Source organism: Burkholderia sp. SJZ089, assembly GCF_007828315.1.
Classification (GTDB): Bacteria; Pseudomonadota; Gammaproteobacteria; order Burkholderiales; family Burkholderiaceae; genus Burkholderia; species Burkholderia gladioli.
In genome coordinates, this window is sequence record NZ_VIUM01000005.1 from 174,695 (window position 1) to 188,721 (window position 14,027).

Sequence of the window (14,027 nt, forward strand, 5' to 3'; positions counted from 1 at the left end):
CTCGTCCAAAGTCACGATATCCATCAGCGCGCATCGGTCCAGCCGCCACCGAGCGCGACATAGAACGCCACCGTGTCCTGCAGCCGCTGCGCCACCGCCTGCAGCCATGCAAGACGCGCCTGGCGGTATTGCAGATCGGCGGCCAGCACTTGCAGGTCGCTGCCGACGCCGCTGTCCAGACCCACCTGCGCGAGCCGCAGCGTGGTGCGCGAGGCCGTCATCGCGTCGGCGCGTGCATCCACGGCCTGCGCGTCCCCGGCCAGCGCGCGCAGGCTGTCGGCCACCTGGGAGAAGGCCTTCAGCACGACCTGTCGGTAGTTCGCGTCGGCCAGCGCGAGCGCATCCTGGGCGGCGCGCCGCTGGTTCCAGAGCGTGCCGCCGCGAAACAGCGGCGCGCTCAAGCCGGCGCCGATGCCCCAGGCACGGCCGGCCGGCGAGAACAGCCTGCTGGCCGAGGCGCCGTCGAACGAGCCCGATGCCGACAGCGTGAGCTCGGGATACAGCGCCGCCGTCGCGGTCCCGACCTGGGCGCTGGCGATATGCAGTTCGGCCTCGGCCTGTTGGATGTCGGGCCGTCGGCGTGCCAGGGAGGAGGGCACCGTGGCCGGGAGTTCGGCGGGCAGGGTGATGGCTTCCAGCCTCAGTTCCGGCGCGCGCCACTCGGCGGGATGACGCCCGGCCAGCAAGGCGAGCAGGTCGTCCGCCTGGCCATGCCCGAGATCGATCGCGGGCAGCGTGGCCGCCAGCGAGGCCCGTTGCGACTGAAGCGCTACCACCGCGCCTTCGGTCGTCACGCCGGCCGTCGCCTGGATCCGCGTGAGACGGATCTGCTCGTCGAGCAGGGCGAGCATGTCGCGGGTGGTGGCCGCCGCGTCGTGATAAGCCGCGCGCGCGATCATCGTGTTGACCACGTTGGCGCTCAGCATCAGGTAGGCCGCGGCGAGCGCGGCACGCCGCGCATCCACGTCGGCCGCCAGGGCTTCCACCAGGCGCCGCTGGCCGCCCCACAGGTCGAAGGTGTAGCTGACGGCCGCCGTGAGCGTGAACAGGTTGAAGATCGTGGCCGGCAGCGGCTGCCCGGTTTGCAAGGGCGCGTAGCGCTGTCGCGAGGCGCCGGCCTGCGCGTCGGCCTGCGGGAAGAAAATGCCCTGGCCGGCCAGCAGCGCGTGTTGGCTGCGCCGCAGCGTCGCCTGCGCGCCTTCGAGCGTCGGGCTGCCGGTCAGCGCATCGGCGACGGCCGAGTCGATTTCCCGGCTCGCGAAGCCGCTCCACCAGTCGCGCCTCATCGGCTTCGCCTCGGACAGGAACTGGGTGCGCCCGTCGCCGCGCCATGCCGGCGCGTTCGCGGCCTCGGCCGTGGGCGGCAGGTAGCGCGACACCTGCGGCGGGGACGGCGCGACGAAATCGGGGCCGACCGTGCATCCGGCCAGCAGGGCGGCGATCGCCGGCGCGCGGCCGAGCCTTCCAGGCAGCCTGGGCCGGACGCGCTGCTTATCGTGCGGCAACGTAGACATCGACGATCTGTCCAGGAAAGAGGCGCATGTTCGGGCCCGTCACGATACGGAAGATGACCGGCAGCACGCGCACGTCGACCCGCTCGGTGCGCTGGTTGGACAGTTCGATCTTCGGCGTGACGTAGGGCTGCACGCGGATGAACTCGAGGTCGGCCTGCTCGCGACTGCCGCGCACGAACATGCGGGCCTTCAAAGCATGCAGATCGGCAAGCTGGTGGATCAGGATCTCGTCGATGTAGCAGCGCACCTGCAGGCGTCCGGACGCGGCGCCGAGCACGGCGGCCGGCACGTTGCCTTGCGAGTAGGTGTCGTGGATGCCCTGCGGGCTCAGGTAGGCGCCGACCGCGACATTCATCGCCAGCACCACGCCGTCGGCGGGCGCGCGCAGGGTATAGCGCGCGAGCAGCGCCTGGGCCGCGGCCGCGGCGCTGCGCAATGCCGCGAGCTGGGCCTGCTGGTTGAGCACGTCGTAATGCCAGGCGCCGGCACGCGTGAGCTGATACTGCCGGTTGACGACCTCCAGGTTGCCGGCGGCGACCTGCACGGAGTTCGAGGCGGTATCGAGCGCATCCCGGCTGACGGCCCGCGGGTCGATCTGGTAGGCGCGACGTTGCTTGTCGTACTGGTCCTGGCTCAGCTTGAGGCTGGCGCGGGCGGCCGCGGCCTGGGCGGCCGCCAGGGCCAGTACCTCGGGGCGCGGCTGCGCCTTCAGTTCGGCGAGCAGCGCCTGCGCCGCGTCGGCCTGTGCCGCGAGTTGGGCGACGGTGGCGCGCTGCACCGAATCGTCGATGGTCAGCAGGGGCTCGCCGGCCCTGACCGGATCGCCGTCCCGCACGAATACGCGCGTGACCGCTCCCGACACGTCCGGATACAGGTTCAGGTTCGCCCCGGCGGGCTGTTCGCTTTCCACGATGCCGTTGGCATATACGCCGCGGGCGTAGGGATTCGCGGCCGGCTCGAACACCGGCGACTGCGGCGGTTCCCGGCGACTGTAGAACCAGGCCGCGCCCAGGGCGGCCAGCAGGCCGAGCAGGGCGGCAAGAAAAACCAGCTTGTGCTTCATGCCGTTTCTCCCGTCCCGAGTTCGCGCAGCTTGCCGTCTTCCATGCGCAGGATGCGGTCCGCATACTCGAAGATGCGCGCATCATGCGTGACGACCACGATGCAGCGCGTCGGACTCAACACCTTGTGCTTGACGAAGTCGATGATCATCTTTCCGGTGTCGCCGTCGAGCGAGGCGGTCGGCTCGTCGAGGATCAGCAGGTCCGGCCGGCCGACGATGGCGCGCGCGATCGCCACCCGCTGCTGTTCGCCGCCCGAGAGCTTGGCCGGGGGCATCCGCGCACGATTGCCGAGCCCGACCACCTCCAGTTGCGCGCATGCCTCGCGCATCGCCTGGTCCCACGGCAGCCGCTTGAGGATCAGCGGGATCGCGACGTTTTCCGCCGTGCTCAGCCTGGGGAACAGGTGATAGTCCTGGAATACGAAGCCGATCCGGTGCAGCCGGAACTCCGCGATCCGGTCCTTGCCGAGCGCCCAGAGGTCCACGCCGTCGATCGATACCGAGCCGGCATCGGGGCGCAGGATGCCGGAGATCACGCTGAGCAGCGTGGTCTTGCCGCTGCCCGACGGCCCCACGATCAGCAGCATCTCCCCGAAGCGGGCCTGCATCGACACGCCGTCGAGCGCCCGGGTACGCGTCTCGCCCGAGCCGAACCCCTTGCCCAGGCCGCGTGCGTCGATCGCGAGCTCGCTCATGCTCAGTTCCGGAAGATATCGAACGGTTCGATGCGCAACACGCGTCGCACGCCGAGGTAGCTCGAGGTCGCCGCGATCACGACCACCATGCCGGCGGCCAGCAGGAGATTGCCGTAGGTGAGCAGCGCGGCATAGCCTGGAATCTGCAGTTTCGCCAGGCTGATCAGCAGCACGCACAGGCCGACCCCGATGCCGTAGCCGGTCAGCGCGGTGAAGGCCGACTGGAACAGGATCATGGTGACCAGATCACGGTTTTTCGCGCCGATCGCCTTCAGGGCGCCGAACTTGTCGAGGTTCTCGAGGATGAACGCGTAGAAGGTCTGGCCGGAGATCGACAGCCCGATGATGAAGCTGATCACCGTCATCAGCAGGATATTGGTGCCCAGCCCGGTCTGGTATTTGTAGAAGCGCGCGATCTGCGCGATGAACTCCTCGCGCGTATAGGCCAGGTAGCCGAGCGAGCGCACGGCGGCCTGGATGCGCGGGATATCCGCAGCGCGCTTCGGCTCCACCAGGATGTAGGAGATCGTGAAGCGGGGCGAGGGGATGTACTGGATCGCACGCGCATAAGTGGTGTACAGCGTGGGCGTGCCGAACAGGCCGCTCGCGGCCACCTTCGCGATGCCGACGATCACGCCGCGATGGTCGTTGAGCTCGAAGTCGGTGCCGATCGTCGGGGTCCCGAGCTTGCGGAACTCCGTGTCGTCGATCGCGATGAAGCCGTTCTCCGCGTAGATGTCCTCGATGCGTCCGCTCGACATGGTCGGGCTGCCCAGCAGGCTGGTGTCGTCCAGGCCGATCACGCTGACCGGCTGGTAGGCGCCCGAGCGCAGCCGGACCAGCGCGGCGCCCGAATAGAGCGGCACCGCGTACTTGACGCCGTCGACGCTGCGCACCGCCGCGAGCACGTAGTCGGGCATGCCGATGCTGCTGGCGATGGTCTGCACGGCGGGGTCCATCACCCAGACCTTCGCGCCGATATTGATGACCGACGCCGAGGCCTTGTTCAGGATACCGGCGAACAGCGAGGTCATCTCGATCATCAGCAGCACCGAGAAGGTGATGCCGATCGTCAGCGCAGTGAATTTCGCGCTGTCGTTGACCAGCAGCCTGAAGGCGAGCCGCAGCAGGCCGTTCATGATCTCTCGCGCGGCGCCGCGCGCGTCAGTCGCGCGCGTCGGCGGCCGGAGCGAGCAGGGCCGCGAAGCTCAGGATGGCCGTCATCAGCGTGACGAGGGCGAAGCGGAACACCCGCTCGTCGAACAGCATGCCGTCCAGCATCGCGACAAGCGATGCCAGTGCCAGCAGCGCGCACAGCGTGGCCAGGGTGACTCGATAGGGCTTGCGGATCATGGCGCCGACTCCAGAAAGCGGCCCCGGTCGCTCGGACCGGGGCCGGTAGGGCCACCGGTGCTCGCCGGCGGCGGTTGTCACGGGATTCGGCCTCATGATGGTGCCGGGGCCGAGTGGCCCGTTGATTTGCGTCAACGGCGATCCAGACCCACACGCGTCGCCGCTGCGCCGGCGCAGTGGCGGCAAGCCGACGACACTCGTTGATCCGCGTCAAGCGCGCCGGCTGCTCGTCGCCGATGCTGGCGCTCATGCGGGCCGGACGGATTCGACGCCATGGGAAAAATCTTCAGCACCACCGGCTGGCTGGTCGCGATCGGCCTCGTCGGCTTGATCGTGGTCCGGCTTCTGTCCTGGCAGTCCCCGGTGATATCGATCGCATACAGTGATTTCCGGCAACTGGCGGACGCGCGCCTGGTCGACGATCTCGAGATCGGTCCGTCCTCGATCGACGGCGCGCTGCGCATGCCGGCCGCCGCGGCGCGCCTGCCCGCGTCCGCCGCGCTCGCCCTCGAGCGCGACGGGGCGACGGGGCGCTTCACCACCCATCGCGTCGCCGACGATCGTCTGATCGACAGGCTGGCGGCTGCCGGCATCCGCTACCGCGGCACGGCCGACTCGGGCTGGCTCGGCACCGTCGCGATCTGGGCCCTGCCGGCGGCCAGCCTGCTGCTCTGGGGCATGCTGCTGCGCAGGCCGGGCGGGTTGCGCGACCTGAACGGCATGGGCAGGAGCCAGGCGCGTGTCTATCTCCAGCAGGAAACCGGCATCGGCTTCGACGATATCGCCGGGATCGACGAGGCGAAGGCGGAACTGCAGCAGATCGTGGCATTCCTGCGCGATCCGCAGCGATATCAGCGGCTCGGCGGCAAGATCCCGAAGGGCGTGCTGATCGTCGGCGCGCCGGGCACCGGCAAGACCTTGCTCGCGCGCGCGGTCGCCGGCGAGGCGGACGTGCCCTTCTTCACCATCAGCGGCTCGGCTTTCGTCGAGATGTTCGTCGGGGTCGGCGCGGCCCGCGTGCGCGATCTGTTCGAACAGGCCCAGCAGGCCGCGCCCTGCATCGTGTTCATCGACGAACTCGACGCGCTGGGCAAGGTGCGCGGCGTGGGGCTGGTGAGCGGCAACGACGAACGCGAGCAGACGCTCAACCAGTTGCTGGTCGAGATGGACGGCTTTCGCGCCAATTCCGGCGTGATCATCCTGGCGGCCACCAACCGTCCGGAAATCCTCGACCCCGCCCTGCTGCGCCCGGGCCGCTTCGACCGCCATATCGCGATCGATCGTCCGGACCTGGCCGGCCGCCGGCAGATCCTCGCGGTCCACACCCGGCACGTGAAGCTGGCCGCCGACGTCGATCTCGCCGAGCTGGCCTCGCGCACGCCCGGTTTCGTCGGTGCGGACCTCGCCAACGTCGTGAACGAGGCCGCGTTGCATGCCGCCGAACTCGGCAATGCGGCGATCGGCATGGCGGATTTCGACGAGGCAATCGACCGCGCCATGACCGGTGCGCAGCGCAAGAGCCGCGTGATGAACGAGCAGGAGAAGCGGATCATCGCCTACCACGAGTCGGGACATGCGCTGATTGCGGAAACCCGCGCGAGCTGCGACCCGGTCAAGAAGGTGTCGATCATTCCACGCGGTATCGCCTCGCTCGGCTACACGCAGCAGGTGCCTACCGAGGACCGCTACCTGCTGCGCAGGAGCGAGCTGCTCGACCGGCTCGATGCCCTGCTGGGAGGGCGGGTGGCCGAGGAGATCGTGTTCGGCGACGTGTCGACCGGCGCGCAGAACGATCTCGAGCGCGCGACCGCGACGGCCAGGCATATGGTGATGCAGTACGGCATGAGCGAACGGGTCGGGCTGGCGAGCTTCGAGGACGGCGCGGCGCGCCCGATGGTGCCGGATGTGTACAAACCGGGCGATGGCCGATGCAGCGAACATACGGCGCGCATGATCGACGACGAGGTGCGCAAGCTGCTGCAGGAAGCGCATGCGCGAGTGGTGGCGACGCTGGCCGGCAATCGCGAGGCCCTGGAGCGCATCGCGCAATGCCTGTTGCGACAGGAGTCGATCGACCGCGAGGCGCTGACCGCCTTGATCGCGCCCGCGGTGCAAGCGAGCGACATGCGCGATGCGCCGGCGCCTTCCTGAGAAGCCGGAGAAGCCGCGGCAGGCGGGCGCGCCGGCCGCGCGATCGCTAGGACGCCGCCGCCTCGCCTCGATTGGCGCTCGCGCGTGACAGGGAGCGCGTCTCGGGCTCGCCGGGGCCGGCCGCCGCGCGCCCGGCGGGCCGTGCTTCAGCGGTGCCGGGTGCAAGGTATCGAGGCGATGGCGGCTCGGGCGCCGGCTCTTCGGCATCGATGGCTTCATGCATGCCGTGCGCACGCAGCCGACGGTAGAGCGTGACGCGCGAGATGCCGAGTTCGCGAGCCGCCGTGCCGAAACAGCCGTGGTGGCGCAGCAGGGCGGTGGCGATCGCCTGTCGCTCGGCGGCCATGCGCGCGGCGTTGAGCGATACCGGCGCGGACTGGACATGGTCCGTCAGTTCGAGGTCGGCGGCCGTGATGCGGCGCCCCTCGCACATCACCACGGCCCGCCGCACGCGATTGATCAGCTCGCGCACGTTGCCGGGCCAATCGTAGGCGTGAAGCGCGGTGATCGCGTCCGCCGCGAAGTCGAGCCTGCGCCTGCGTGATTCACCCATGTGGCGTTCGAGCACGTAGCGCGCGATGGTTTCGATGTCCGCGCCGCGCTCCCTGAGCGGCGGTTGCTCGACCCGCAGCACGCAGAGCCGATGATAGAGATCCTCGCGAAACGTGCCGCGAGCGAGCGCCGCGCACATGTCGACGTGGGTGGCGCAGATCACGCGCACGTCGACGGAAATCGGCTCGTGCCCGCCCAGGCGCTCGATCTGCCGGCCCTGCAGGAAGCGCAGCAGGCTGGCCTGGCTCTCCATCGGCATGTCGCCGATTTCGTCGAGAAACAGGGTGCCGCCGTGTGCCGCCTCGACCCGGCCGATTTTACGGCGATGCGCGCCGGTGAATGCGCCGCGTTCGTGGCCGAACAGTTCCGAGAGCATCAACTGGTGAGGAATCGCGCCGCAATTGACGGCGACGAACGGAGCCGTCGCGCGTGGGGAGCGGCGGTGGATCGCCATCGCGGTCAATTCCTTGCCGGTGCCCGATTCCCCCGAGATGAACACGGGCGCGTCGTTCAGGGCGAGCTTGCGAATCGTGCGATACAGGTTCCGCATGGCATCGCATTCGCCGATCATGTTGTCCTCGGCGGGATCGGCTCGCACGGCGGCCGGCAGCGCGCTCAGCTTCGCCATGCCGTAGGCGTGGCCGGCCGCCTCGACGATCCGTTCGGGTTCCCAGGGCAGGGTGACGTAGTCGAAGCAATAGTCGCGCACCATCTCGCGCAGCGCGGGGTCCTGCAGTTGGCCGCGCCGCGTCGCGGCGATCCAGCCGACATGCGGCAGGCGCAGGCAGTCCTCCATCGCGGAGGCATCGGCGGCGCCGACGCCTCGGGACAGGTCGACCAGCCCGGCCGCGCAGCCGCGTGAGGCGGCGCGCTCGGCGCGGCGGGCCGAATCGACCACGTCCACCTGCCAGCCTCGCGCGGTGAAACACTGCACGATCGAGGATTCGGGATGCTTGGTCCAGTAAATCAGATGTCGCGATTCAGTCAGCATGACGGTCGAGTTCTTGGCGGCTGGAGATCGGACAGCGAACCCGCGTACGGTGCGTTCGCGGTGCTCGGCCGGCTGGGCGCGTGCGCTGCGGGAAGCACCGCGCATGCAGCATGTTGGCCGCCTCATGTTCCCAGCGCGTTGCGTTTTCACGCTTGACTCACGTCAAGCGTCACCCTGAGATCCAGCAGCGCGCGGCTGCCTTTGCCGCCGTCCAGCGGCATAGCGCACGGGAGTGGGTAAGGCGCGTCGCGCATCAGATCTCGCGCAGCCTGTCCGAATCGACGATGTGAACCTGCTTGCCGTTCGCCGCGACGATGCCGGCCCGCTGGAATCGCGAGAACATGCGGCTGACGGTTTCGAGCTTGAGCCCGAGATAGCTGCCGATCTCGTCGCGGCTCATGCGCAGATGGAATTCCGCCGACGAATAGCCGCGCGCGCTGAATCGTTCGGACAGGTTCAGCAGGAACGCGGCGACCCGCTGCTCGGCCGTCATCGTGCCAAGCAGGAGCATCAGGGACGATTCCCTGACGATCTCGCCGCTCAGCATGTGATACACGTGCTGCTGCAGCGTCCTGACCTCGTGGCAGATCTGGTCGAGCCGATCGAAGGGGATGATGCACACGGTGCTGTCCTCGAGCGCGACGGCGTCGCAGTTTTGCTGGCCGGCATGAATGCCGTCCAGGCCCAGCGTCTCGCCGATGATCTGGAAGCCGATGATCTGCTCGTGGCCGTCGCGGTGCGTGACGAGGGTCTTGAACGAGCCGGTTCGCACCGCGTAGATGCTGCGAAACGGGTCTCCCGCGCGGTACAGCGTCTTGCCGCGCCGAACCAGGCGAGTCGTGCAGACCAGGGAGTCGAGCCGTTCCAGTTCGTGTGGCGTCAGTCTGGGCGGCATGCATACGGGGCGCAGCGCGCAGGCGGAACAACGTGCCTCGCCGCGCTTGGGGAATTCGTGCCGAGACTGGACGGCGGGCAGGATTGGCGCCGCGGCATACGCATGCGCACTCGTTTCTACGCGGTCTGACATCATGTTCTCCGGTGGGGCGGCTGGCAAAGCCGTTGCGCTGTCGAGGCGCGTCGATCACCCACGAGACGCGGTGCCTGCTAGCTCGGCACGCCTGGCCGGCTCGTACGCAAGCTCAGGAGAAGGCACCCGATCCCTTGGCCGGTGTCGACAGCGCAGAGTATCGATCACGGCGCATCCGATAGAAATCGGGAATGATTGAAGGCGCGGTAGGAAGCGGGGAAGGGTTGTAGGCGCTTTCCTACAGACCGGGCGAGGGCTGTTCCGCATTCGAGGGGCGGGCGAGGATGCGAGGAAGCCGGCCGCGATGTCCGTCGTGGCCAGCCGGCGGGTGGGCGGACTATCTTCCTATCAATATTCCTATCAATAGAAATGCGTACCGAGACGCGAAACGCCGCCGGGCGTCGTCGATTGCATGCCAGGCCGGTAGGCGAAGCGCCGTGCTGGCCGACCCGGCAGGTCGACGGACCGCCTCGCGCGATCGCGACCGCCGGCACCGGCGGCTTCAGCGTCCGACCGTTGCGGCCTGATGGGGGGCGTCGAGTGGCATGTAGACGTCGCAGCGTGCGGGAATCACCAGCACCGGGCACTCTGCGCCGTGCAGCACGCCTTCGGCGATGCTGCCCACCATCAGGCGGCTTAGTCCGTGCCGCCCCTGGGTACCCATCACGATCAGATCGGCATGGAGCTGCCGGGCCATCGTCAACAAGCGCGTGACGACATCGTCGGAGGGCGATACGGTGCACACCAGCCGGGTCGAGCCGCTGACCCCCTGCCGCGCCATCCGCGTCCTTGCGCCTTCGAGGATCCGTTCCCCCGCGCGCCGTGCCGCGCAGGTCATCAGGGAAGGGTCGAAGTCCGGGATCTCGAAGGCGTAGGCCGGGATCTCGACGACGTGTACCGGATGGAGCACGGCATGCGTTTCGCGCGCGATCGCCAGCGCCGCGTCGAGTGCGTGGGATGCCGCTTTGCTCGCGTCCAGGGCAACCAGGATATCCGAGTACATTGCGCAGTCCTTGTAGAGGCGATTGCCGCTGGCGAGGGCGCGCGGCGAGGGCGCGATATGACGCCTTCGTGCGGAAGTCTAGAAGCGCGCGACATCTGTCGACTGATGCAAATCAATCACCATGGCGTGCACCGGGCGGTTTTCGCATCGCGAATGCCGCTTGACTCCGATCAAGGGCTAGCCGCCGGCGCGGCCTAGAGTCGGCCTTTCCGAAACAGGGTGAATCAGGGGGACGAGATGCACAGCAATGAACGCATCGCCTTCGTGACAGGCGGCATGGGTGGGCTGGGCAGTGCGATCAGCCGGAAATTGAACGAGGCCGGTTTCATGGTGGCGATGTCGTATTCGTCCCACAACGATCACGTCGCGACCTGGCTGAGTACCGAGCGCGCCGCGGGACGCGTGTATCGCGCCTTCGAGCTCGACGTGAGCGACTACGATTCCTGCCAGCGTTGTGCCCGGGAGGTCAACGATGCCTTCGGGCACGTCGACGTGCTGGTCAACAATGCCGGCATCACGCGCGATGCGAGTTTCTCGAAGATGACCAAGCCCGAATGGGACGAGGTGATGCATACCGACCTCGACGGCATGTTCAACGTCACGAAGCCGTTCATCGGTGAGATGGTGTCGCGCGGATTCGGGCGCGTGATCAACGTCGGCTCCGTCAACGGCATGCGCGGCGCCTTCGGGCAGACCAACTATTCGGCGGCGAAGGCCGGTGTCCATGGTTTCACGATGGCGCTGGCGCGCGAGGTGGCCAGGCATGGCGTCACGGTCAACACCGTGGCTCCCGGCTATCTGGCGACCGCGATGGTCGAGGCCATTTCCAGGGAGGTGCTGGAGACCCGCATCCTGCCGCAGATTCCGGTGGGGCGCCTGGGCAAGCCCGAGGAGGTGGCCGCCCTGGTCGCCTTCCTCTGCTCCGAGGATGCGGCTTTCATCACCGGCGCCGAGATCGCGATCAACGGCGGCATGCAGATGCAATGAGCACACCGCATCGAGATGCATCCACGCCGGCATCCGATGACGCAGGGAGATCGTCCATGTATTCGCTGATCCTGACCGCGCTCGACGGCAGCCCCAGTTCCGAATTCGCATTCAACGAGGCGTTCATGATTGCCTCGCTGGCCAAGGCAAGCCTGCTCGCGATCAGCGTGGTCGAGCGCGCCGCGTCACCCGTCGACCCCGGTCTGCCCTTCGCCGAAGTGGACACTGGACGGCCCGGGCCGCAGGTCGTGGCGCGCGCGCTGGAACGTGCGCGCAACATCTGCGCCACCTATGACGTGCCTTGCGTCGCACGCGCGGTGGATTCGTGCGGCGACGGCGTGGCCGCCACCATCGTGCGGGTCGCCGCCGAGCAGGGCGCGGATCTGATCGTGGCGGGAACGCGCGGAACGCATGGGCTCCATCGACACTGGCTGGGTAGCGTGGCGGAGCAGTTGATGCGCACCGCCGGATGCCCCGTGCTGCTGGTGCGGCTGCCGGCAGGGCTGTGCGGCTCGACCGGATGAGGGCTGGCGCGTCGACGGCTCGTTGACCCGCGTCAAGTGCCCGGTGGCCTTGCTGTTCATGATCAGGCAAGGCGGCAGGGGATTGGCGGAACTTCGCCGATGCCGCGCCGTATCCGAACCGAGAACGGGGGAACCATGTATCGCACCATCATGACGGCAGTGGACGGCAGCGAGTGCTCCATGCGCGCGCTCGAGGAAGCGATTCGCATGGCCCGGCTGACCAGGGGGCGGCTGCTTGCCGTCCATGTGATCGACAAGGCGCAGATATTCCTCTACGCGGGATGCGACGACCCGGCCGGATTGCTGGCGGCGCTGCGCAAGGCGGGTCACGACATCCTCGCGCTGTCCCAAGCCGCGATGCGCGAAGCCGGTATCGACGGCGAGGTGATCGCGATCGAGACGCACGATATCGGCGAGGACGTGCCTTCATGCCTGCAACGCCAGGCGGATACGCTCGGCGTGGATCTCGTGGTGCTGGGTACCCACGGCCGGCGCGGGCTGTCACGCGCGGTGCTGGGCAGCGTGGCCGAGCGTTTCGTCAGGACGTCCAGGCTGCCGGTGATCGTCACGCGCGCCGCGCGCGACGATCGAACCCAACCCGCGGGCAGGTGATGAGGCGCCTGATCGACAACGGCGCGCGCGGCCGGCCGACGGGCCGTACCCCGATCGTCTGCGCCACGTTCGCCGTGTTCGTGTCGCTGGCCGGGCTGGGTCTGCTGCTCGACGGCTTGCTCTATGGCAGCTTTGCCGAGTGGCTGAGCGGCGGCGTCCTGCTCGTGGGCGGCATCACGGCGGCGATCGTGTCGCTCAATCTCACGCCGCGGCGGCGCGACTGATGCGCGAACCGGGGTCTCGCGTCGCGGCCGGGCCGGGCCGGGCCGGCCATGGTGCCGTACCGGTGGCGTGTGACGCAAGGGCGGTGGGCGTCGCCATCCCGCGCGGACGATTGACTCACGTCAATCGGGTAGCGTGCCGAGTTCCTAGAGTGCGCTGTAGGCGAACCTTCCCACGCATGGAGACGAGATATGAAAGCGCTGGTGTACCACGGCCCCGGCCGAAAATCGCTCGACGAGCGTCCGATACCGCAACTGGCGGCAGCCACGGACGCGATTGTCAGGATGACACGCACGACCATCTGCGGTACCGACCTGCATATCCTCAAGGGGGATGTGCCGACCTGCGAGCCCGGCCGGGTGCTCGGCCACGAAGGCGTCGGCGTCATCGAGCAGCTCGGCGACGCGGTGACCTCGCTGGCCGTGGGCGATGCGGTGCTCGTGTCCTGCATTTCCTCGTGCGGCCAATGCGGGTACTGTCGGCGCGGGCTGTATTCCCATTGCGAAACCGGCGGCTGGATACTGGGCCATCGGATCGACGGTACCCAGGCGGAATACGTGCGCATTCCCCACGCGCAGACCAGCCTGTACCGGATTCCCGCGGGAGCTGACCAGGACGCGCTGGTGATGCTCTCCGATATCCTGCCGACCGGCTTCGAGTGCGGCGTGCTGAACGGCAAGGTGCAGCCCGGCTGCACCGTCGCGATCGTCGGTGCCGGCCCGATCGGCCTGGCGGCCTTGCTGACGGCGAGCTTCTACTCCCCCGCGCGGATCCTGATGGTCGATCCCGACGCCAACCGCCTCGAGGTGGCACGGCGCTTCGGTGCCACCGATTGCATCGACGGACACGACGAAGATCCGGCTGCCGCCATCCTGCGGCTGACCGACGGCGTCGGCGTAGACTGCGCGATCGAGGCCGTCGGCATTCCGGCGACATTCGAATTGTGCACGGCGGTGGTCGCGCCGGGCGGGGTGGTCGCCAACATCGGCGTGCATGGCGTCAAGGCCGATCTTCATCTCGAGCGGCTGTGGGACCGCAACATCTCGATCACGACGCGTCTGGTCGACACCTCGAGCACGCCGATGCTGATGAAAACCGTGCACGCCGGCCGACTCGATCCCAAGTGCCTGATCACGCACCGCTTCAAGCTCGGGCAGATGGTGGAGGCCTACGACAGCTTCGCCCACGCGGCCGACACCCGGGTCCTGAAGGTGATCGTGGAGATGGCCTGAGCGCGCCGTACCGGGTGCGTTCCGGCTCGACTCGTATCCGCGCCGGCGGCATTCGACAGGGAATCAGCGTCCGGCATGCCGCATGCGCGCGGCAACAACAG

14 protein-coding genes are annotated in these 14,027 nt (G+C 68.3%); 6 read left to right on the plus strand and 8 right to left on the minus strand.

Annotation, left to right across the window (positions count from 1 at the left end):
- Window positions 1-23 precede the first annotated feature (23 nt).
- From FB600_RS11150 to FB600_RS11170, 5 genes are read right to left on the minus strand one after another with little or no spacing between them, the layout of a single operon-like run.
- Window positions 24-1,514 carry an efflux transporter outer membrane subunit gene (locus tag FB600_RS11150; RefSeq protein WP_098154008.1) on the minus strand — a complete coding sequence of 497 codons (1,491 nt, stop codon included), beginning with the start codon at window positions 1,512-1,514 and terminating at the stop codon, window positions 24-26.
- Complete coding sequence (locus tag FB600_RS11155) at window positions 1,492-2,577, minus strand: HlyD family secretion protein (RefSeq protein ID WP_096748842.1); 1,086 nt, start codon at window positions 2,575-2,577, stop codon at window positions 1,492-1,494. Before FB600_RS11155 ends, FB600_RS11150 begins: the two co-directional genes overlap by 23 nt.
- Window positions 2,574-3,278 carry an ABC transporter ATP-binding protein gene (locus FB600_RS11160; protein ID WP_227743050.1) on the minus strand — a complete coding sequence of 235 codons (705 nt, stop codon included), beginning with the start codon at window positions 3,276-3,278 and terminating at the stop codon, window positions 2,574-2,576. The genes FB600_RS11155 and FB600_RS11160 overlap by 4 nt, the downstream gene beginning before the upstream one ends.
- Window positions 3,275-4,411 carry an ABC transporter permease gene (locus FB600_RS11165; RefSeq protein ID WP_096748840.1) on the minus strand — a complete coding sequence of 379 codons (1,137 nt, stop codon included), beginning with the start codon at window positions 4,409-4,411 and terminating at the stop codon, window positions 3,275-3,277. Before FB600_RS11165 ends, FB600_RS11160 begins: the two co-directional genes overlap by 4 nt.
- Before the next feature lie 25 nt (window positions 4,412-4,436).
- Window positions 4,437-4,625 (minus strand): DUF2964 family protein, encoded by a 189-nt coding sequence (locus tag FB600_RS11170; protein WP_046579152.1) that lies wholly within the window; start codon window positions 4,623-4,625, stop codon window positions 4,437-4,439.
- 273 nt (window positions 4,626-4,898) lie between these two features.
- Here FB600_RS11170 and ftsH point away from each other — a divergent pair, with 273 nt between their 5' ends.
- The gene (gene ftsH / locus FB600_RS11175; protein WP_096748839.1) at window positions 4,899-6,776 is read left to right on the plus strand and encodes an ATP-dependent zinc metalloprotease FtsH; all 1,878 of its coding nucleotides are present in this window, start codon (window positions 4,899-4,901) and stop codon (window positions 6,774-6,776) included.
- A 46-nt stretch (window positions 6,777-6,822) separates the two neighbouring features.
- Here ftsH and FB600_RS11180 read toward each other — a convergent pair whose 3' ends face one another.
- The 3 genes from FB600_RS11180 to FB600_RS11190 all read right to left on the minus strand — a co-directional run bounded on the left by FB600_RS11180 (window position 6,823) and on the right by FB600_RS11190 (window position 10,349).
- Window positions 6,823-8,319 (minus strand): sigma-54 dependent transcriptional regulator, encoded by a 1,497-nt coding sequence (locus FB600_RS11180; RefSeq protein ID WP_145756815.1) that lies wholly within the window; start codon window positions 8,317-8,319, stop codon window positions 6,823-6,825.
- Window positions 8,320-8,572: 253 nt separating this feature from the next.
- Window positions 8,573-9,349: a fumarate/nitrate reduction transcriptional regulator Fnr gene (fnr, locus tag FB600_RS11185; protein ID WP_098154005.1), complete on the minus strand. Its 777-nt coding sequence runs from the start codon at window positions 9,347-9,349 to the stop codon at window positions 8,573-8,575.
- 499 nt (window positions 9,350-9,848) lie between these two features.
- Entirely contained in the window at window positions 9,849-10,349 is a 501-nt protein-coding gene (locus tag FB600_RS11190) for a universal stress protein (RefSeq protein ID WP_096748837.1), read from the minus strand.
- A gap of 237 nt (window positions 10,350-10,586) precedes the next feature.
- Here FB600_RS11190 and phbB point away from each other — a divergent pair, with 237 nt between their 5' ends.
- From phbB to FB600_RS11215, 5 genes are all read left to right on the plus strand, one after another.
- Window positions 10,587-11,336 carry an acetoacetyl-CoA reductase gene (gene phbB / locus FB600_RS11195; RefSeq protein WP_047835507.1) on the plus strand — a complete coding sequence of 250 codons (750 nt, stop codon included), beginning with the start codon at window positions 10,587-10,589 and terminating at the stop codon, window positions 11,334-11,336.
- Window positions 11,337-11,392: 56 nt separating this feature from the next.
- Window positions 11,393-11,860, plus strand: a complete 468-nt coding sequence (locus tag FB600_RS11200) for a universal stress protein (RefSeq protein WP_046579142.1) — start codon at window positions 11,393-11,395, stop codon at window positions 11,858-11,860.
- Between the two features lie 135 nt (window positions 11,861-11,995).
- On the plus strand, window positions 11,996-12,472 hold the full coding sequence (locus FB600_RS11205) for a universal stress protein (RefSeq protein ID WP_046579141.1): 477 nt from the start codon (window positions 11,996-11,998) through the stop codon (window positions 12,470-12,472).
- Window positions 12,472-12,696, plus strand: coding sequence for a DUF2964 family protein (locus tag FB600_RS11210; RefSeq protein ID WP_046579139.1), 225 nt, complete (start codon window positions 12,472-12,474; stop codon window positions 12,694-12,696). The genes FB600_RS11205 and FB600_RS11210 overlap by 1 nt, the downstream gene beginning before the upstream one ends.
- Window positions 12,697-12,885: 189 nt before the next feature.
- Window positions 12,886-13,926, plus strand: coding sequence for a zinc-dependent alcohol dehydrogenase family protein (locus FB600_RS11215; protein WP_046579137.1), 1,041 nt, complete (start codon window positions 12,886-12,888; stop codon window positions 13,924-13,926).
- The last annotated feature ends 101 nt before the right edge of the window (window positions 13,927-14,027 follow it).